This window comes from Acetobacter thailandicus, from assembly GCF_011516655.1.
GTDB classification, from domain to species: domain Bacteria; phylum Pseudomonadota; class Alphaproteobacteria; order Acetobacterales; family Acetobacteraceae; genus Acetobacter; species Acetobacter thailandicus.
Map to the genome: position 1 here is coordinate 62,242 of NZ_WOSV01000005.1, position 19,753 is coordinate 81,994.

Here is a 19,753-nt window from a genome sequence, read left to right on the forward strand (position 1 = left end):
GTTATGACCGGTCTGATTGATTCTCACTGTCATCTTGATCATTTTAAAGATGAAGAAATACCGGGGCTGCTTGCCGCAGCTCAGGCCGCAGGTGTCAGCGGTATGGTCACGATAGGGACCTATCTGTCACGTGCGGCTCAGCAAAAATCTCTGACACGTTTTTCAACGCCAGATGTGCGTATATGGTGCACAGTGGGTACACACCCTGATTCCGTCGGGGAAGAAACTCTGCCTGAGGTTGAAGATATCGTTCAGATCGCCAGCGCATCGGAAGTTATCGGTATTGGCGAAAGCGGTCTCGATTATTTTCACGGTGAAGAAGCGGTCAGACCTTTGCAGCAGGAGAGTTTCAGGCGGCATATTGGCGCTGCCCGTGAACTTGGTCTTCCGCTCGTTATTCATGCCCGGCAGGCTGATGACGATATTGCGCATATTCTGCGCGAAGAGACGGAGCAGGGTGCTTTCCCGATGTTGCTGCATTGTTTTGCATCAGGGGCAGATCTGGCCAGGTGTGTGGTTGATCTTGGTGGTTATGTCAGTTTTTCTGGTATTTCGACTTTCCCGAAATGTGGTGAGTTTCGCGATGTAGCCCGCTCTTTACCAGGGGAGAGGGTGCTGGTTGAGACAGATTCACCCTATCTTGCGCCTGTTCCTAAACGTGGCAAACGAAATGAGCCTGCTTTTGTTGCGCATACAGCGGCCTGCCTTGCCCGTGAGTTTGGGCAAAGCGAAGAGGATTTTGCCCGCATGACGACTGAGAATTTTTTCAGGCTGTTCCGAAAAGCAGCATAACAGGGCAGGTGGTTCAGAGATGAAAGTCACCATTCTTGGGTGCGGCGGGTCAGCTGGTGTGCCAATGATAGGCGGAGATGACGGTTCAGGCATATGGGGATGTTGCGATCCGTCTGAACCCCGCAACAGGCGTACGCGCGCTTCCATTTTCCTTGAGATGGATAATGGCGAAAATATTCTGATTGATACCGGGCCTGATCTTCGTCATCAGCTTCTGTCAAACGGTATCAGTGCCTTTCGCTGGTTATTTTTCACGCACGCCCATGCTGATCATGTGGCTGGTCTTGATGATGTGCGTGGGATAAACAGAGTTATAAAAGAGCCGATCAAAGCGTTTGCCCGCCGTGAAACACTCGATGATATCCGGAATAAGTTTGGCTATGTGTTTCAGCCCTGGACACCGCCCTCATTTTTTCGGGCTGTTGTTGAAGCAAATTGTTTGCCAGATTACGGTCATTTTAACATGGCAGGCTATCGTTTTACGATTTTCGGGCAAATACACGGCAAGGTAAGTTCCGCTGGCCTTCGCTGCGGCCGTTTTGCCTATAGTACCGATGTTGTTGAGTTAAGTGATCAGGCTCTGGAGGCTCTTGCCGGAGTGGAAACCTGGGTCGTTGGCTGTTTTCAGCGCGAGCCACATGTTGCTCATGCCTGGCTTGAGCGTATTGTCGAGTGGCAGGCAATTATAAAACCACAGCGTATTATTCTTACGCATATGGGGCCTGATATGGACTGGCAGTGGATGGAGAAAAATCTGCCATCTGGGATTGAGGCGGCCTGGGATGGTATGAAACTCAGTCTTCCACAGGCAGAGCGTGACATGGAAGAGATCTGATTTCTCCTCCACGCACGTTTTCTGAGTATTTATAAAAGTCAGCGGCTCATAAGCACTGTGATGTCGGCATGCTCCAGGACATGGCGTGTTACACCGCCAAGGATAAGCTGCCTGAGCCTGGAGTGGGAGTAAGCACCCATGACCAGCATATCAGCATCAAAGTCTTTACAGGCCGCGAGCAGCCCTTTGCCAACATCTTTATTAACAGGCGCAAATGTTACAGTGTCAGCCCTGATATCGTGGAATGACAGATAGTCTATAACATCTGCAACGTCAGGCCCTTTGCGCTGATAGTCATCGCAGTAGAGAACACGCACGGCGTCAGCACCAACAGCCCAGGCCAGAGCCGCGCGGAGTGCTGATGAGGCCTCTGCTGTGCCATTCCATGCGATACAGACACGTTTGATAAGGCCGGTCGTCGGCGTTTGTGGTGCGATAACAACCGGGCGACCACTGTCAAACAGCACTGAATGAAGGGTTTCTGAAGAAGACACTTCTTCGCCGGACTGAGGATGAGGCACCAGTGTGAAGTCAGAGAGGCGTGCGTGATAGGGTATAATTTCTGCCGGGTTGCCCGTTAGCGTACAAAAGCTGATGCTTGCTTTATCAGCCGGGAATGGCGAATGCGGGGGCACAACTTCGATATCTTTATGCTCGGCAACAAACCTGACAAACAGATGATGGACGTCGTGTGCGGTTCGCGCACTCTCATGTTCAGCTGAGCGCATCAGCTCCTCAACCATAGCACCAGACAGGCCTTCGCCGGCCAGGGGAGCTATGTCTCTTCCATCAGATCTGATGTGCAAAACAGCAAGATGAGCATGAAAGCGCCGCGCAAAATTATAGCCGCGTATCAGCGCGGCTTCTGCGTTGGAGGTACTGGGTAAAGGAAGTAAAATCTTTCTTACATCTTTCATTAGCGTAACACTCCTTAACTCTGTTTTGGCTGTTATATCACAATCAGGGATAAAGTCTTGTCGCGCTCCAGGTGTTCGCTTCAGGTGTCCAGCGGGCTCTGTCATGTAATCTGTAGGGACGCTCCTGCCAGAACTCAAAGGCTGAAGGCTTCACTCTGTAACCTGACCAGTTGGCAGGACGAGGCACCTGCTGTCCTTCGTAGCGCTCTTCAGCTTCCTGAATGCGTTTTTTAAAGATTTCACGGTTTTCAAGCGGGCGTGACTGGTCTGAGGCAACGGCTCCCAGCCTTGACATTCTGCTGCGGCTGGCAAAATAGAGATCTGCCTCCTGCTCCGAAACAGGGGAGACGGTGCCTTCAATTCTGATTTGCCGGCGAAGGCTTTTCCAGTGGAACAGCAGGGAAACAAAAGGGTTTTCTGCCAGTTCAAGGCCTTTGCGGCTTTCTTTGTTCGTGTAGAACACAAAACCGTTTCGGTCGACACCCTTGAGGAGAACAACCCGAAGGGAAGGGTGACCATCGGGTGTACTGGTCGCCAGAGCCATAGCATTAGCATCTGATGGTTCACTGACCTCTGCTTCTTCCATCCAGTCAGTAAATAAATCGAAGGGGTCAGACTTCAGGTCAAGAAGCGTCTGAGTGTTTTCTGTATTTTGAGAATAATCGCCCATATGTCGCTCTTTTATCTCTCAGGGTATCGCTCGTCAGACACAGTGCCTTAGTTTTCACTTTGTCAACCGGGAGAATACACTTGCTTTTAGTTTTCGGGAAAGGCAAATCAGTGGGTGTTGGGGTATGGCAGATGCCTCCGGCTTTAAATGACCCCGTATTTTTAAATAACCCAATATTTTTAATTGAGGAATAGAGCATGACAACAGAGCACGCGACAGCCTGTACAACACAGGGTACACTGATGCAGGGCAAAAAAGGTCTTATTATGGGCGTAGCTAACGACCATTCTATCGCCTGGGCTATTGCTCGTGCTGTAGCGGCTCAGGGTGGTGAGCTTGCTTTTACATATCAGGGTGAGGCGTTAGGTAAGCGTCTGCGCCCTCTGGCTGAAAGTGTTGGCTCTCAGCTGGTTCTGCCCTGCGATGTATCAGATGAAGCGGCTATTGATGCCGTGTTTGAACGTCTGGAAAAAGAATGGGGAGAGCTCGATTTCGTTGTGCATGCTATCGGCTGGGCTGATAAAAAATATTTGCGCGGCCGTTATGTTGATACACCAAGAGAAGCTTTCCTTACGGCAATCGATATTTCATGCTTTTCTTTCACAGCTGTTGCGCAGCGTGCTTCAAGGCTGATGAAAAAAGGCGGCTCACTTTTAACGCTGAGTTATCTTGGCGCAGAACGGGTAATGCCACATTATAATGTGATGGGTGTTGCCAAAGCAGCTCTTGAGGCGTCAGTACGTTATATGGCAGCCGATCTTGGGGCTGATGGCATTCGTGTTAATGCTGTTTCGGCAGGTCCGATCAAAACCCTTGCCGCGAGTGGTATTGGCGATTTCCGCTACATTCTTAAGTGGAACCAGCATAATTCACCGCTTGAGCGTAATGTTTCTCTTGACGATGTTGGTGGGGCAGGCCTTTACATGTTGTCTGATCTTTCCGCCGGTGTGACAGGGGAGGTTCATCATGTCGATTGTGGGTATCACATCGTTGGTATGAAAAACCCTTCAGCACCGGATATTTCCATCGAATAAGAGGAACGTGGTGTCTCATAATACTTTTGGGCATTTATTTCGTGTAACGACCTGGGGGGAAAGTCACGGGCCGGCTATTGGCTGTGTTGTCGATGGGTGTCCGCCTGGTCTTGCTTTATCAGAGGCTGATATTCAGCCTTTTCTGGACCGCAGAAAACCAGGCACATCTTCTTTTACGACACAGCGTAAGGAGCCCGATGCTGTCAGGATTCTTTCGGGTGTTTTTGAGGGGAAGACAACAGGCACACCTGTTTCTCTTCTGATTGAAAACACAGATCAGCGTTCACGAGATTATGGTGACATCGCACAGACATACAGGCCAGGTCATGCTGATCTGACCTATGACCTTAAATACGGCATTCGTGATTATCGGGGGGGTGGCCGCTCTTCTGCACGTGAGACGGCAATGCGCGTCGCTGCCGGCGCTGTTGCGAGACGCATTCTGGGTGAGCAGGTCAGAATACGTGCAGCCCTGATACAGCTTGGCCCGCACAAAATTGATCGCTCAGGGTGGGACTGGAGTGAGGTCAACAATAACCCCTTTTTCTCACCCGATGCCTCTGTCGTGCCTGCATGGGAAGAGTATCTGACCACCATCCGTAAAAATGGCCTGTCAGCCGGAGCCGTGATTGAGGTTGTGGCCGAGAACGTGCCGGCCGGGTTAGGCGCGCCCATTTATGGCAAGCTGGATTCAGATCTGGCAGCGGCTTTTATGAGCATTAATGCTGTCAAAGGTGTTGAAATCGGTGATGGCTTTGCTTCTGCTGCCTTAACCGGAGTTGAAAACGCAGACCCGCTGTTTATGCGAGATGGTCAGATTGCGTTTGGTGCTAACCATGCAGGGGGTATTCTCGGTGGTATTTCTACCGGTCAGCCAGTGGTTGCACGTTTTGCAGTAAAACCAACCAGCTCGATGCTTACTCCTGTACCATCAGTCACAAGCGATGGTGTGGAGAAAGAAGTTATTACAAAAGGTCGTCATGACCCTTGCGTTGGCATTCGGGCGGTGCCTGTTGGTGAAGCTATGATGGCCTGTGTTCTCGCAGATCATCTTTTGCGTCACAGAGGCCAGACAGGCCGCTAAGCGCCCGTGCCAGGCCGGAGTATCATTGTGATACCCTGCCTGGCGCTATTTTCTAAATAAATTTTATAATTCATGCCACCTCTCGCAGAGATGAGAAGGCAGATGGTGTAAGCTGTGCCATATATTCACCATCTTAACGGTGCTTTTAGTATGAGCCTGATGTTTTTGCTTGTCAGATGATATTTTTTTTTGAGGTCTTTTCGTATCGTTTGCGGGTTAAAAGCAAAGTTTGTTATTTGCGGAGATCATCATGAGTTCCACCCCAACCAGTAATGTATCCTCGGTTGATGTCGCTTTAATCGGCGGAGGCGTGATGAGCGCCACCCTGGGAACCCTGCTCACACAGTTGCAGCCAGACTGGAAGATCAGCATTTTTGAACGTCTTGAGGATGTTGCTCAGGAGAGTTCAGATGCATGGAATAATGCAGGCACAGGGCATTCAGCTCTCTGTGAGCTGAATTATACGCCACAAAAACCAGATGGCAGCGTTGATATCAGCAAAGCTGTCGGTGTGAATGAGGCCTTTCAGGTTTCCAGGCAGTTCTGGAGCTTTCTGGTTGAAAACGGGTTCATTAAAAATCCAGAGGATTTTATTACGCCTATCCCGCATATGAGCTTTGTATGGGGTGAAAAAAATACTGAATTTTTGCGTAAACGCTACGAGGCGCTGAGTCAGCACCCGCTGTTTGAAGGGATGGAGTATTCGGAAGATCCTGCACAGATGGCAGAGTGGATGCCTCTCGTGATGCAGAATCGTAAACCTGGTGAAAAACTCGCCGTTACACGCAGCCTTAATGGTACAGATGTTAACTTTGGCGCCTTAACACATCTGCTGACAAAATATCTTAAAGAGAGTGGTCACTGCACCATTAACACCGGTCATGATGTTCTGGATATTACACGTGACCCGGCGGGTGGCTGGCAGCTCAGAGTGCATAATCTGACAGTCAACACACAGTTTACTGTTAAGGCGAAGTTTGTATTTATCGGGTGCGGTGGTGGTGCTCTGCCATTACTCCAGAAAACCGGTATTCCTGAATCACGCGGTGTAGGTGGTTTCCCGGTGAGCGGGCAATTCCTGCGGTGTAAAAACCCTGACATCATCGCGCGTCACGGTGCCAAAGTGTATGGCAAGGCATCAGTTGGTGCACCACCAATGTCTGTACCTCATCTTGATACAAGAATGATCGATGGCAAGCGTGCTCTGCTGTTCGGACCATATGCCGGGTTCTCAACACGCTTCCTTAAAAAAGGTTCGCTCCTCGACCTGCCTAAATCTGTTAAAACAGGCAATATTCTGCCAATGCTGGCGGTTGCCCGTGATAACTGGGACCTGACACGGTATCTGATTCAGCAGGTAATGGAATCAAATAAAGAGCGTATTAACGCGCTGCGTGATTTTATTCCTGATGCACAAGCTGAAGACTGGGAGTTGGTTACAGCAGGCCAGCGTGTGCAGATTATTAAAAAAGATGCAGCAAAAGGTGGCGTGCTTCAGTTCGGTACTGAGGTTATTTCGAGCCAGGATGGTTCGGTTGCTGCACTGCTTGGTGCTTCTCCCGGTGCATCAACTGCAGCCCCGATTATGCTGTCAGTGCTAAAGAAATGCTTTGCAGATAAATTGCCTGAATGGGACGCTAAGCTTAAGGAAATTGTGCCTTCTTACGGTCAGAAACTGGCTGATAATCCTGAACTGTGTCGCAAGCTGCGTGAGAAGACATCTGAAATACTGAAACTTAACAACCCAGGGCGGGCAGAGGTCTGAAAAGACCTCTTATAACGGGTCAGATATCGACATATCCGGCCTGTACCACCAGCATTGTTCAGGTGCCCGGGGGCGAGGTAAAAAATCCTCCGGGTTACCATCAAAAGTGACAGTGTTGGTGGGGGTCTCCTGTAATGAGACCTCAGTGCATACTAACAGTCCGCCCTCTGCCTTTAAAAAGGCATTGAGCTTTGCCATCATCAGGCAGACCATGAGTTCCGTTGTGGGATCTCCCGGGGTGACGACGATGCGCTGAGCACGTTCGGGTTCGTTTGCTTTAAACCATAATAGTAGCGGGTCATCCTCTGCCAGTTGCAGGGCATGGTCGAGTTTTTCATCAATGAAATGATGCCAGGTACTTTTTGCCTGCTGAAAAGAGACCGGCATATTGCCAGAACCATCAAGCGGAGCAGGGCTTGTGCTGGCGAGGCGCACAGTTACAAATTCATTGTGACCATGGGGAAGGGCGCAGCGCTCGCTTGCTCCGTGTATCAGTCTGTGCCCCATGGAAAAACGACGGGTAAAAACAAGATCAGGCATGTGGCGCAGGCCCGTTATAATTTTCCCATCCAGCTTTGCGCAGGTCGCAGGCAGGGCAGTGACCGCACCCATGCCCCCATGCATGAGCCGGGCCACGTTCACCCATGTAGCAGGTATGACTTTCCTGATTGATGAGTGTGACGAGGGATTGCCCGCCAATATTTTCTGCCAGGCGCCATGTTTCGGCTTTATCGATCCACATCAGAGGAGTGTGCAGCACGTAGCGACTTTCCATGCCCAGATTTAACGCGACCTGCACGGCTTTAATCGTATCGTCACGGCAATCCGGATAGCCGGAATAGTCTGTTTCGCACACGCCGGTAATAATATGACGAATACCACGACGGGCAGCCAGAGCTGCGGCAAAAGTCAGAAAAATAATGTTGCGGCCGGGTACAAAGGTATTGGGCAATCCGTTTTCGGCCATCGCAATTTCTGCATTGCGTGTCAGTGCCGTTTCAGAAATATCGCCCAGAGCCCCCAGAGCAAGGGTGTGATCCTCACCAAGGCGTTCAGACCATAATGGATTAAGCACCGTCATACCCTCTCTGAGGGTTTTGCGACACTCAAGTTCAATAGCATGGCGCTGACCGTAATCGAAACCAAGCGTTTCGACACGGCCGAACTGAGCCAGCGCCCAGGCGAGACACGTTGCAGAATCCTGACCACCTGAAAATAGTACGAGAGCAGATTCATTCAGATAATGCGACGGAAAGGTCATAACTTAGGGGATACCTGTCAGTTTATGCGTTTGCAGAGACAGACCCCATTGAGGGTGCTGCAGACAGTAGCGGATAGCGGCCTGTATGTTGTCCTGCTGATTGGCGCCATCCATTGGCTGGAGCCAGAAATGTTTAAAATCAAGAGCGGTAAGTGACGCGGGATCAAGCCCAGGCTGAGGATAAACCAGCTTCAGCTCAGTGCCACTCGTCTGGACAAGGTCAGTGCCTGCTTTGGGGCTGATACATACCCAGTCTATCGTTTCGGGTGCGGCAATAGTGCCATTGCTTTCGACAGCTACTGAAAAGCCCTGTTTGTGCATAGCACTGATCAGAGCGTCATCAAGCTGAAGGAGTGGCTCGCCCCCGGTAAAAACAACGAGCCGATGGCTGTAAGAATCGCTATCAGCAGGCCACTGCAAAGCAATGGCAGAGGCAAGATTTTCAGCTGTTTCAAACTTACCGCCGCCAGGGCCATCGGTGCCGATAAAATCAGTATCGCAGAACTGGCACTGTGCTTTTTCACGGTCTTCAGAGCGACCGCTCCACAGGTTGCATCCTGTGAAACGGCAAAACACGGCGGCTCGTCCGGCCTGACCACCTTCACCCTGAAGTGTCAGAAAGATTTCCTTTACTGAATACGTCATCAAATAAAAGCCGGTTTATGGTTGCTCATGCAGGTGCGTGTACTGGTACGGCATCCAGGCCGATACCTGTTGTATGCATACCAAGACGATCAAGCAGCTTACGATCTCTCTGCGCCTGAGGGTTTGGGGTTGTGAGCAGGCGTTCACCGTAGAAGATTGAGTTAGCACCCGCCAGGAAGCACAGGGTCTGTGTCTCATCGCTCATGTTTTCACGACCTGCTGCCAGACGCACACGACTTTTTGGCATGGTGATTCGTGCAACAGCAATCATGCGTACAAAATCTATGGGATCAACGGTTTCAGCTTCACCCAGAGGGGTTCCTTTAACGCGTACAAGCAGGTTAATGGGCACGCTTTCAGGGTGAACGGGCAGGGTAGCCAGGGCAGCAATCAGGCCAGCACGGTCTGTTTCATTTTCTCCCATGCCGACAATACCGCCACAACAGACGTTAATACCTGCGTCACGTACGTTTGAGAGTGTATCCAGACGATCCTGATAGGTGCGGGTTGTAATAATTTCACCGTAAAATTCAGGAGATGTATCAAGGTTGTGGTTATAATAATCGAGGCCTGATTTTTTAAGTTTCTCAGCCTGGTCTGTATCGAGCATACCCAGCGTTACACAGGTCTCAAGTCCCAGTTCCTTCACGCCCTCAATCATAGAGCAGACTGTTTCCAGGTCGTGCTCTTTAGGCGAACGCCAGGCGGCCCCCATGCAGAAGCGGCTTGCACCTGCGCTTTTTGCTTTACGTGCTTCTTCCAGAACTTTTTCAACCGCCATCAGACGGTCAGCTTTCACGCTTTCTTCATGCCTGGCGCTTTGTGGGCAGTAGGCACAGTCCTCAGGGCATCCACCGGTTTTAATAGAGAGAAGAGTTGAGATCTGAATATCGGTCGGGTCAAAGCTGGCACGATGTATTGCCTGTGCACGAAACATCAGCTCAGGAAACGGGAGGTCAAGCAGGGCCTGAATTTCAGCAACAGTCCAGTCATTGCGACACTGGGGTGCACCAGAAGAGAAGGGGGCGATAGGCGAACCGTCAGCCATAATATATGCAATCCTGAATATTGAGAGATAGAGAATGGGGCGAGTATAGTCGCTTTATAACATGAAAGCCAGCAGGAGAGATGCCCTCTGCTACAGAGAAGGAAGTCCGGCCTGCACCTGTTAATTTTTTAAGTTATAGTTCATAATAAGCAGTAAAAAAAGTGTTAAATGATCTTATATATCAGGTCATTTCTCTTGAAATTTAAGGGGGTATCTCAAGGATATGCAGATTCATTTTTCATCTTTTAAAAAGGGAATGGTTATTTTCGCACTGGCAGCAGGACTGACAGCATGCAGCCATCCTGATCAACCATCTGCCGATGCATCTCTGACCAAGACGACACAGGTTCGCACTCTGAGAGTGCCTAATCCTGCAACCGTGTATTGCATAAAGCAGAAAGGGACTATTGAGATACGCAATGAAAGCAAGGGACAGATAACATACTGCCACTTGCCAGATGGTACAGTGACCGAACAGTGGACCTTGTTTCGTCAGAACAATCCTGATCAGGCAGCGGCAGGAGCATCGAAATAACATTATTCAGTTGCGGGAGACTATCGGTTTCCCCCTCTGATATATAAATCCTATAAGATATATTATGCCAACTAAATGATAATACGACGGGAGAGCACCATATGTAATTTGTGGGTTCAACGCTATTGAAGTGGAATTTTTATAATTTTTTTCATTAATCCGGTTAAAATCTTAAATACTGATCAGAAAGTGAATTATTTGGTTGCTTGCATTTCAAACTACGAATGAATAAGTCACTATCAGAACATAGACCCTGTTTTTGAGGGAAATCAGATGACAGTCACAGCCAGTGTGCTTCAGGAACTGAAGAAATCAGAAGACGATCCGGTTAATCTTTTAAGGCGGGCATCTGAACTGCTGCCTGGTAAGATTGCTGTCATGTCATCTTTTGGCGCTGAATCTGCGCTGTTGCTGGCCTTCGTCGCTGAGGCTGATCCGGCTTTGCCTGTGATTTTTCTGCAAACAGGTCAGCATTTTCCTGAGACTTTACGTTACCGTAAGGAGCTGGCTGAGAGACTGGGTTTGACAAACGTGCAGGACGCGGCTCCGCCCCCTGCCCGAATTGCCGAATTCGATCCTACAGGTGAGCTGTGGGCTTTCGACCCTGACGCCTGTTGCCGTATTCGCAAAGTTGAGCCGCTTGATACGGCCTGCCTGCCTTATCCTGTGCTTGTTACCGGGCGTAAACGTGGTCAGGCCATAACACGGCAGGCCTTGTCTGTTGTCGAAGTTAAAGATGACGGCCAGGTTCGTCTCAATCCTCTTGCCGCATGGTCAGCTGATGAGATCAGGCAGGAAATGGTGCGTCGTGACCTGCCTCCGCACCCCCTGGTTGCTGAGGGTTACCCTTCAATCGGATGTGCGCCATGCACACATTCTGTAAAAGAGGGGCAGGATGCACGGTCAGGACGATGGGCCGGCCTTGCCAAGACAGAATGCGGTATTCACACAGCCCGCTAAGGTGCATGCTGTGACGGTTTAATTTACTTTTTAGAAACAGGTTTTTATCCATTATGGACCATTTAGATCAGCTTGAGGCTCAGAGCATTTTCATTCTGCGTGAGGCCTATCGTAAATTGCGTCCTCTGGCCATGTTATGGTCTCTGGGCAAAGACTCAAACGTCATGGTGTGGCTGGCGAAAAAAGCCTTTCTGGGTCGTGTGCCTTTTCCTGTCATGCATGTTGATACAGGCAAAAAATTTCGTGAAATGTACGAATTTCGCGATGAATATACAAAAAAATGGGAGCTTGATCTGCTCCTTGGGGATTGCCCGCCTGTAGAGGAAATGGACCCTTCTCTTCCTCCGGCTGCCCGTTCGGCTGCCCGTAAAACGGCTGGTCTTGCGGCTATGATTGAGAAGCACCGCCTGCAGGGTGTTATTGCCGGCATTCGTCGTGACGAACAGGGTACCCGTGCTAAAGAGCGCGTTTTCAGCCCTCGTGGTGCCAGCCATAAATGGGATATCCGCAATCAGCCTCCCGAGTTCTGGGACCAGTATGCCACCCCGCATGAAGAAGGTATGCATATTCGTGTTCACCCTCTTCTTTCATGGAGAGAGATTGATATCTGGCGTTACATCGAGCGTGAAGGTATCCCCCTGGTCGATCTGTATTTTGCAAAAGATGGTAAACGTTATCGCTCTCTGGGTGATCAGGATATTACCAGTCCGGTTGAAAGTAATGCCTCAACACTTGCTGAGGTTATTGCAGAGCTGGAAACGACACGGACATCTGAGCGTTCAGGCCGCGCGATGGATCATGAGTCTGAAGATGCCTTCGAACGTCTGCGTGTTGCAGGTTATCTCTGATATTTAGTGCGGACAGGAAAGATCATGACCCAGAGCAATACTTTTTCTCACGAAGCAGCAACGCCAATTGTTATTGTTGGCCATGTCGATCATGGTAAATCTACTTTTATTGGCCGGCTGCTGCACGATACAGATAATCTGCAGGATGGTAAGGTCGCCCAGATTATTGAATCATCTAAAAAACGTGGCCTCAAAATTGAGTGGAGCTTTCTGCTCGATTCTTTGCAGATTGAACGTGACCAGGGCGTTACGGTTGATTCAACCCGTATCCCGTTTCATCTGAACAAACGTGAATTTGTTATTGTTGATGCCCCCGGCCATCGTCAGTTTTTGCGTAATATGATAACCGGTGCCGCCGATGCAGAGGCCGCTGTGCTGGTTGTTGATGCAGCCGAAGGCGCTCAGGAGCAGACACGTCGTCATGCAATGTTGCTGCATCTTATCGGCATCAGGCATGTCATCGTTTTGCTTAATAAAGCTGATCTTCTTGATTTTGATCAGAAAAAAATTGAGGCCGTTCAGAAGTCAGTGACTGACCTGCTGGAGAAACTGCATCTGAAAGCTGCCGTTTTTGTTCCGGCTTCTGCTCGTGATGGTGATAATATTGCGGCACGTTCAGAGCGTACACCATGGTACAAAGGTCCGACACTGACAGAAGCGCTGTCAGCTGTTCCCTCACCTGAATCCCGTAACGAGCTGCCTCTGCGTCTGCCGGTGCAGGATGTTTATCGTTTCGGAGATAAACGCTATGTTGCCGGTCGTATCGAACGTGGTCGTGTTCGCGTTGGTGAAACGGTCATTATTGGCACACAGAAAACACCTGCCCGTATTGCCTCTATCGAAAGCTGGCACACAGCCCCGCAGATTTCTGCCGTTTCAGGGCAGTCTGTCGCTGTAACGCTTGAGCCGGATGTTATCCCCGATCGTGGTGATATTCTGTTTCAGCCCGAGGCATCTCCTGTGAGTGCATCACGCATTAAAGCCCGTCTGTTTTGGCTGCGTCAGGAACCGCTGCATGTTGGTGAGAGCTTTAAGCTGCGCCTGGCGACAGCAGAGCATGATGTAACAATTGCATCGATTGACAGTGTGCTTGACCTTGAGAATCTGACACAGAACCCTGGCGATGAAGTGCCTGCTGAAGGTTTTGCTGAGGTTACACTTGCCGCTTCAGAAAATATTCTGTTTGACCCTTTTACACCGGGTACCGCTGATGGTCGTGGTGTTCTGGTTGATCGTCAGCAGCGTATCGTTGGCGGTGCACCGCTGATTGGTGCTGCTGCAGTTGCTCAGGGCGAAAATGCTATTCACCCCAGTGCAAGCCGAGTAACGCAGGCTGACCGTGCACGTCAGGCTGGTCATCGCAGTGGCGTGTACTGGCTGACCGGGCTTTCCGGCTCAGGGAAAAGTACTCTGGCCCGCGGTGCTGAGGCTCAGCTTTTTGCTCAGGGCCTTAATGTAAGTGTGCTTGATGGGGATACGCTGCGTGCAGGCCTGTGCAAAGACCTTGGTTTTTCAGAAGAAAGCCGGACAGAAAATGTTCGTCGTGCAGCTGAAGTGGCCAGAATTCTGAGTGATGCAGGTCAGGTTGTTCTTGTCGCCCTGATTTCCCCGTTACGTTCTGATCGTGCTCTCGCACAGCAGATTATTGGCTCAGATTTTAATGAAGTCTTTGTTGATGCTGCTCTTTCTGTGTGTGAACAGCGTGACCCTAAAGGGTTATATGCAGCAGCCCGTGCCGGAAAAATTTCAGGTTTCACCGGTATCGATGCGCCGTATGAAGCTCCTGAAAGTCCTGCCCTGCGCCTTGAAACAGCTGACAATGGTGCTGATGCGGGTGTAAAAAAACTGACAGACTTTATTAAAGGCAATGTAGCTCTTGCTGCATCTGCGCGTAAAACTCTGTAGTCACCTGTTTAGTGTCATGGGCTAACGCTTGCTTATGGTAGCCGGAAAAATGAAAAAAGCTTTTGCTCTCTTCTGGCAGGGAGGAGATTCCACCCTGCCCGGCTATCGTCTGTCACTTACTGTGACACTCGTCTGGACCGGTTTTTTTATTATTTTGCCTCTTTTTGCTCTGGCATTACGTCCCTGGCAAAATGGTTTTGGCATGGTTTTGAACGAGCTGCATGATACACGTATGTTTGCAGCGTTATGGACCAGTTTTTCGAGTGCGGTTGCTGCTGCACTCTTAAATATTCCTCTGGGTTTGTTTCTGGCATGGATGCTGGTTCGCGGTCATCTTCCTGGCCGTAAAATGGCTGATGCTCTGATTGATCTGCCACTTGCTATTCCAACTGCGGTGTCAGGCATTACACTGGCTACGCTCTACAGCCCCAGAGGCTGGCTTGGTGCTCCTCTGTCCAAAATAGGCATTGATGTTGCCTATACCCGCACGGGTATTGTTCTGGCTCTTATGTTTGTTGGCCTGCCTTTTATGGTCAGGACAATTGAGCCTGTTTTAAAAAACCTGCCCCACGAGCTTGAAGAGGCAGCCAGACTTCTTGGCGCCAGACCCCGGCAGGTTATAGGACGGGTTCTGCTCGCACCCCTTATCCCCACAGTTATAACCGGATTTGGCCTCGCTTTTGCGCGGGGTATGGGCGAATATGGCTCTGTTATTTTTATTGCAGGTAATCAGCCGTTTAAAAGTGAAATAGCACCTTTACTTATTGTCGTGCGCCTGCAGGAGTTCGATTATTCCGGTGCTACGGCTATCGCTCTTATTTTGTTGCTTATTTCTTTTCTGTCTCTGATTTTTGTCGGCGCCGTTCGCAAAAAACTCTCAGTCTGGACATCTGCATCATGACCCGCTTTTTTCTGTGGTGCGCAACCTGGGGCCTGATAGGCCTGGTTTTGCTGATGCCACCAGCTGTTATTCTTGCTGAAGCACTGAGTCATGGCATTATGCCCGCTCTGAAAACGCTTCAGGACCCGGATGGTATTGCAGCGATTGAGCTGACACTTGAGGTGACTGTGGTTGCGGTCGTGCTGAATACGATATTTGGCATTCTTGCAGCCTGGCTTCTGACCCGCTTTCGTTTTCCGGGGCGAGGTCTGTTGCTGGTGCTGGTCGAACTACCTCTGAGCATTTCTCCTGTTGTTTCTGGTCTGGTCTGGCTTTTGTTGTTTGGTGCGCAGGGCTGGTGGGGTTCTGCACTTGATCGTATGGGGATCCAGATCGCTTTTGCGGTGCCTGGTATCATTCTGGCGACATTATTTGTTACCCTGCCCTATGTTGTGCGCACACTTATCCCATTGATGGAGCAGCAGGGACGCGATGCTGAAGAGGCCGCAACTCTGGCAGGTGCAGGGTTCTGGCAAATTTTGTTCAGAGTGACATTGCCTGGTGCACGGGTCGCGTTATTTTCTGGTGTTCTCATGACAACAGCCCGTGCAATGGGCGAGTTTGGTGCGGTTTCTGTGGTGTCAGGGCATATCCCGGGACTGACAGAAACAATGCCTTTACATATTGAAAGCCTGTATAATGGTTATCAGACGGTGGCAGCCTTCACGATGGCAGCTCTGCTTGCATTTATGTCGATGACCGTTGTTTTTTTACGTTCACTTCCTGATTTTATGAACCGCACCCGGGAAGATCCCTCATGAGTGTTGTTGTTGAAAACCTGATCAGATGTGCTCCCGGTAGTGAGCGCATATTACTCAGTGATGTGTCATTGTCAGTCGAAAGCGGTGCATTTGTTGCCCTTGTCGGGCCATCAGGTGCAGGTAAAACCACCCTTTTGCGCGCTATCGCCGGCCTTGATAAATATGATTCAGGAACTGTTTCCCTGAACGGAGAGACCCTGGCCAGCATTCAGGAGAGAGCGGGAAAAGTCGGTTTTGTGTTTCAGAGCTACGCACTTTTTCCGCATATGACAGTTGCCCGTAACATCAGTTTCGGCCTGGATGTTTTGTCAAAGGCGCAGCGTCCGTCAGCATCTGAGATTTCGGCTCGTGTGCAGGAATTATTAGACCTTATGCAGATTCCTGATCTGGGTAAGGCTTACCCTTCCCGCCTGTCTGGCGGTCAGCGTCAGCGCGTGGCCCTTGCCCGTGCGCTCGCAACGCGTCCTGATGTGTTGCTGCTTGATGAGCCTTTTGGTGCTCTTGATCCGATTGTGCGCCGTGCAATCAGAACCTGGCTTCGTGCGTTACATGATCAGCTTGGCCTGACAACTATTCTCGTCACTCATGATCAGGAAGAAGCACTTGAAGTTGCGGATCGTATTGTCGTGATGCAGCACGGGCGTATTGTGCAGAATGCAAGCCCGGCCCAGCTTGATGAAGCACCCGAAACAGCCTTTGTGATGGAGTTTCTGGGAGAAGCCGTCAGTTTCAAAGGTGTCATCCAGGCTGATACAGGTCTTTTTATACCTGACGAAGCCGGTGTTTTGCCGTTTGCAACCTCATGTCCTGCCGGCCCGGCAGAAGCAATGATACGACCGTTTGAGATTTTTCCTGAAAATGCAGCAACCGGGGGTAAGATTGCGCTGGTGCGTCATGGCCGGCGCAATGGTTTTCTGCATTATTCAGCACAGTTGCCTGAGCGTAGTGTGCCAGTATTTTTTCCGGTGCATACAAAGCACCAGTCCATTTCTGATTCCTGCCAGGGGTTAAATATTGCAGAGGCCCGTCTTTTCAGAAATGGACAGAGGATTGTTTGATTTCACGTAAAAAACTGTTATTATGCAGTATATACTGGCTGTTTTTCGTCAGATAACAGTATTTTATCAACGATATGCCGGCGTGAATTTCTGCCGGCCTGGCTTCAGATGTGTTGTGAGAGTGTGAAATGGACCGTAGAAATAACCGCCGTGACACAGAAGGGTCGAGTGTTCTGACCGCGAACAATCTGCTTGATGGTCGTATTGTCTGGCTGGCGGCAGATGGATCGTGGCAGCCTTTCCTCAAACAGGCCAGAGTGTTTGATAATACTGAAATTGAGCAGATTCTGCCCAAATATCAGGGTCTGGCTCAGCAGGAAGGTCTGGTTGGCATTTATGGGGTGCAGGTCACTCTGACAGATGCGGGGCCGGTGCCTGTGACAACACGTGAAATTATACGTGCTGATGGCCCAAGCACACACCCTCAGTTTGCTCCTTCGGCCTCCTGATCTGCCTGTCTGGATTTTATTTTTCTTCTTCAGTCAAAGTCGGTAAAAAATGCCCCAAACTCCTCACCCTGCCCTGTCTGTCGGGCGCTATTCTTATGATGCTGTTGATAAAGCTTTTTTAAAGCAGCGCATTGCCCAGTTTCGTGACCAGGTGGCACGCCGTATGTCCGGTGAGCTGACGGAAGAAGAGTTTAAACCGCTTCGACTGATGAATGGCCTTTATCTGCAGCTCCATGCATACATGCTGCGTGTTGCTATTCCCTATGGTGTTGTCAGCTCTTCACAGATGCGCACTCTGGCGCATATCGCAGAGCGTTATGACCGGGGATACGGGCATTTTACCACCAGGCAGAACATTCAGTTTAACTGGATTAAGCTTGAAGATACGCCGGAAATTCTTGAGCTTCTGGCCGAAACTGAAATGCACGCTATTCAGACAAGCGGCAACTGTATCCGCAACGTAACGGCAGATCAGTTTGCCGGTGCCGCCAGTGATGAGGTGCTCGACCCGCGTGTATATGCTGAAATTTTGCGTCAGTGGTCTACCCTGCACCCGGAATTCACCTTTCTGCCGCGTAAGTTCAAAATTGCTATTTCAGGCAGCCCAAGAGACCGTGTTGCAGCACGTTTCCATGATATTGGCCTTAAAGCGCATCCGGGCAAAGATGGCCGTACTGTTTTCGAGGTTTATGTCGGTGGTGGCCTTGGGCGTACCCCCGTTGTCGGCGTTAAGCTGTGTGACGACCTGCCTGAAGAACATCTGATCGCTTACCTTGAGGCGATTTTGCGTGTGTATAATGCTTTTGGCCGTCGCGATAATATCTATAAGGCTCGTATTAAAATTCTGGTGCAGGCTCTTGGTGCCGAAAAATTCCTTGAGCATGTTAATGCCGAATTCGCTGCGATGGATAAAGCCCGCTACAAACTGCCTGAAAGCGTGGTGGAGGATATCCGTGCCCGTTTTGGTGCTCCTGTTTTTCTGCCTCCTGAAGATGCGGCAGAGAAGCTTGCTCATCAGCGTAAAGCTGACCAGGAGTTTGATGCCTGGGTTAATACCAATACGCATCAGCATAAACAGCCTGGCTATATTTCTGTTACCGTCTCATGCAAACCTCCGGGTGGTATTCCCGGCGATGTGACGGCTGAACAGATGAATGTTCTGGCTGATCTTGCTGATCAGTACAGTTTTGGTGAGCTGCGTATTACACACGTGCAAAACGTTGTGCTGGGTCATGTGCGCCAGGATGCGCTCTATGCGCTGTGGAAAACCCTTCAGACCTATGCTCTGGCAACTGCAAATGCGGGCTTTATTACTGATATTATTGCCTGCCCGGGGCTGGATTACTGCTCGCTTGCTAATGCGCGCTCCCTTCCCATCTCTCAGAAAATCAGCGAACGCTTCTCCAGCCCCGAGCTGCAGCGCGAAATTGGCACTTTGCGCCTGAATATTTCGGGCTGCATTAATGCCTGTGGTCATCACCATGCTGGTCATATCGGCATTCTCGGTGTAGATAAACGCGGACAGGAAGCGTTTCAGATTACTCTTGGTGGCGCGTCTGACCAGAGCGAAGTGTCCATCGGGCAGATCCTCGGCTCAGCACTGTCTGAAGATGAAACCGTTGATGCGATTGCACGTATCATTGACACCTATCTTGCCAGCCGTAAGGCCGGTGAGCAGTTTATTGAGACGTGCCGCCGTTTAGGTAATGCACTGTTCAAGGATGCCGTTTATGCCTCTGCTTAAAAATGGTCAGATTCAGGATGATACCTGGGTTGTAGTTTCAGAGCAGGATACTCTGCCATCGGGGGATATCCTTGTACCGCTCAGTCAGCTTGATGCTGGTATCGGGCAGAAAAATGGCAGAGAGGGGCGTCTTGGTGTCGTCCTGGCCTCTGGTGATGAGGTTGAGAGCTTACGGAATTTTGTCTCTCAGCTTGATGCCGTAGAGGTGGTATTTCCTGTGTTTCGTGATGGTCGTGGTTTTACCCAGGCGCGTGCTTTGCGCGAGCATCTCAGGTTTGCCGGTGATATTCGCGCATCTGGTCATATCCTGCCTGACCAGTATGAGTTTTTGCTGCGTTGTGGTGTAACCGATGTTGTTCTGCCTGAAGGGGCTGATGTCGCCGCATGGGAGCGTGCGCATAAAGCCTTTACCGTAGCTTACCAGCCCTCAGTGCAGAACGAACGCGCTGAAGGCTTTGCTTTGCGTCGCCGTCTTTTTTAGAGCTGTCTCATTTCTGACCGG

21 protein-coding genes are annotated in these 19,753 nt (G+C 50.2%); 15 read left to right on the forward strand and 6 right to left on the reverse strand.

Annotated features, from left to right (window positions below):
• The first annotated feature begins 3 nt into the window (after positions 1 to 3).
• Both GOB58_RS08155 and GOB58_RS08160 read left to right on the forward strand, forming a co-directional pair.
• On the forward strand, positions 4 to 792 hold the full coding sequence (locus GOB58_RS08155; RefSeq protein WP_173559877.1) for a TatD family hydrolase: 789 nt from the start codon (positions 4 to 6) through the stop codon (positions 790 to 792).
• Positions 793 to 811: 19 nt separating this feature from the next.
• Positions 812 to 1,627, forward strand: a complete 816-nt coding sequence (locus GOB58_RS08160) for an MBL fold metallo-hydrolase (RefSeq protein WP_086635363.1) — start codon at positions 812 to 814, stop codon at positions 1,625 to 1,627.
• 38 nt (positions 1,628 to 1,665) lie between these two features.
• On the opposite strand, the gene GOB58_RS08165 is transcribed toward GOB58_RS08160, so the two are convergent.
• The gene (locus GOB58_RS08165) at positions 1,666 to 2,544 is read right to left on the reverse strand and encodes a universal stress protein (RefSeq protein WP_086635362.1); all 879 of its coding nucleotides are present in this window, start codon (positions 2,542 to 2,544) and stop codon (positions 1,666 to 1,668) included.
• A gap of 43 nt (positions 2,545 to 2,587) precedes the next feature.
• Positions 2,588 to 3,214: a pyridoxamine 5'-phosphate oxidase gene (gene pdxH / locus GOB58_RS08170; protein WP_173559878.1), complete on the reverse strand. Its 627-nt coding sequence runs from the start codon at positions 3,212 to 3,214 to the stop codon at positions 2,588 to 2,590.
• A 197-nt stretch (positions 3,215 to 3,411) separates the two neighbouring features.
• Here pdxH and fabI point away from each other — a divergent pair, with 197 nt between their 5' ends.
• The 3 genes from fabI (at position 3,412) to GOB58_RS08185 (ending at position 7,097) form a co-directional block, all read left to right on the forward strand.
• Positions 3,412 to 4,248, forward strand: a complete 837-nt coding sequence (fabI, locus tag GOB58_RS08175) for an enoyl-ACP reductase FabI (RefSeq protein ID WP_173559879.1) — start codon at positions 3,412 to 3,414, stop codon at positions 4,246 to 4,248.
• Between the two features lie 10 nt (positions 4,249 to 4,258).
• Positions 4,259 to 5,332 carry a chorismate synthase gene (aroC, locus tag GOB58_RS08180; protein ID WP_173559880.1) on the forward strand — a complete coding sequence of 358 codons (1,074 nt, stop codon included), beginning with the start codon at positions 4,259 to 4,261 and terminating at the stop codon, positions 5,330 to 5,332.
• Positions 5,333 to 5,582: 250 nt separating this feature from the next.
• Complete coding sequence (locus GOB58_RS08185; protein ID WP_086554185.1) at positions 5,583 to 7,097, forward strand: malate:quinone oxidoreductase; 1,515 nt, start codon at positions 5,583 to 5,585, stop codon at positions 7,095 to 7,097.
• Between the two features lie 9 nt (positions 7,098 to 7,106).
• Here the strand turns inward: GOB58_RS08185 and GOB58_RS08190 are convergent, their stop codons facing one another.
• The 4 genes from GOB58_RS08190 to bioB are packed head-to-tail and all read right to left on the reverse strand — an operon-like array spanning position 7,107 to position 10,051.
• The gene (locus GOB58_RS08190) at positions 7,107 to 7,637 is read right to left on the reverse strand and encodes a 6-pyruvoyl trahydropterin synthase family protein (RefSeq protein ID WP_173559881.1); all 531 of its coding nucleotides are present in this window, start codon (positions 7,635 to 7,637) and stop codon (positions 7,107 to 7,109) included.
• Entirely contained in the window at positions 7,630 to 8,358 is a 729-nt protein-coding gene (gene queC / locus GOB58_RS08195; RefSeq protein ID WP_086554187.1) for a 7-cyano-7-deazaguanine synthase QueC, read from the reverse strand. The genes GOB58_RS08190 and queC overlap by 8 nt, the downstream gene beginning before the upstream one ends.
• Before the next feature lie 3 nt (positions 8,359 to 8,361).
• Positions 8,362 to 9,003, reverse strand: a complete 642-nt coding sequence (queE, locus tag GOB58_RS08200; protein ID WP_086635357.1) for a 7-carboxy-7-deazaguanine synthase — start codon at positions 9,001 to 9,003, stop codon at positions 8,362 to 8,364.
• Positions 9,004 to 9,028: 25 nt separating this feature from the next.
• The gene (gene bioB / locus GOB58_RS08205; protein ID WP_173559882.1) at positions 9,029 to 10,051 is read right to left on the reverse strand and encodes a biotin synthase BioB; all 1,023 of its coding nucleotides are present in this window, start codon (positions 10,049 to 10,051) and stop codon (positions 9,029 to 9,031) included.
• Positions 10,052 to 10,274: 223 nt separating this feature from the next.
• Here bioB and GOB58_RS08210 point away from each other — a divergent pair, with 223 nt between their 5' ends.
• The 10 genes from GOB58_RS08210 to GOB58_RS08255 all read left to right on the forward strand — a co-directional run bounded on the left by GOB58_RS08210 (position 10,275) and on the right by GOB58_RS08255 (position 19,732).
• A complete protein-coding gene (locus GOB58_RS08210; RefSeq protein ID WP_242005274.1) occupies positions 10,275 to 10,586 on the forward strand; it encodes a putative hemolysin in 312 nt (103 codons plus the stop codon).
• A gap of 273 nt (positions 10,587 to 10,859) precedes the next feature.
• Positions 10,860 to 11,546: a phosphoadenylyl-sulfate reductase gene (locus GOB58_RS08215; RefSeq protein ID WP_086635355.1), complete on the forward strand. Its 687-nt coding sequence runs from the start codon at positions 10,860 to 10,862 to the stop codon at positions 11,544 to 11,546.
• A gap of 53 nt (positions 11,547 to 11,599) precedes the next feature.
• Entirely contained in the window at positions 11,600 to 12,394 is a 795-nt protein-coding gene (gene cysD / locus GOB58_RS08220) for a sulfate adenylyltransferase subunit CysD (protein WP_086554191.1), read from the forward strand.
• 24 nt (positions 12,395 to 12,418) lie between these two features.
• A complete protein-coding gene (cysC, locus tag GOB58_RS08225) occupies positions 12,419 to 14,299 on the forward strand; it encodes an adenylyl-sulfate kinase (protein WP_173559883.1) in 1,881 nt (626 codons plus the stop codon).
• A gap of 49 nt (positions 14,300 to 14,348) precedes the next feature.
• A complete protein-coding gene (gene cysT, locus GOB58_RS08230) occupies positions 14,349 to 15,200 on the forward strand; it encodes a sulfate ABC transporter permease subunit CysT (RefSeq protein WP_086554193.1) in 852 nt (283 codons plus the stop codon).
• On the forward strand, positions 15,197 to 16,000 hold the full coding sequence (locus GOB58_RS08235; RefSeq protein WP_173559884.1) for a sulfate ABC transporter permease: 804 nt from the start codon (positions 15,197 to 15,199) through the stop codon (positions 15,998 to 16,000). The genes cysT and GOB58_RS08235 overlap by 4 nt, the downstream gene beginning before the upstream one ends.
• A complete protein-coding gene (locus GOB58_RS08240; RefSeq protein ID WP_173559885.1) occupies positions 15,997 to 17,058 on the forward strand; it encodes a sulfate/molybdate ABC transporter ATP-binding protein in 1,062 nt (353 codons plus the stop codon). Before GOB58_RS08235 ends, GOB58_RS08240 begins: the two co-directional genes overlap by 4 nt.
• A 128-nt stretch (positions 17,059 to 17,186) precedes the next feature.
• The gene (locus GOB58_RS08245; protein WP_086554196.1) at positions 17,187 to 17,507 is read left to right on the forward strand and encodes a DUF2849 domain-containing protein; all 321 of its coding nucleotides are present in this window, start codon (positions 17,187 to 17,189) and stop codon (positions 17,505 to 17,507) included.
• Between the two features lie 49 nt (positions 17,508 to 17,556).
• Entirely contained in the window at positions 17,557 to 19,251 is a 1,695-nt protein-coding gene (locus GOB58_RS08250) for a nitrite/sulfite reductase (RefSeq protein ID WP_173559886.1), read from the forward strand.
• Positions 19,238 to 19,732 (forward strand): DUF934 domain-containing protein, encoded by a 495-nt coding sequence (locus GOB58_RS08255; RefSeq protein WP_173559887.1) that lies wholly within the window; start codon positions 19,238 to 19,240, stop codon positions 19,730 to 19,732. Before GOB58_RS08250 ends, GOB58_RS08255 begins: the two co-directional genes overlap by 14 nt.
• Positions 19,733 to 19,753: the final 21 nt, after the last annotated feature.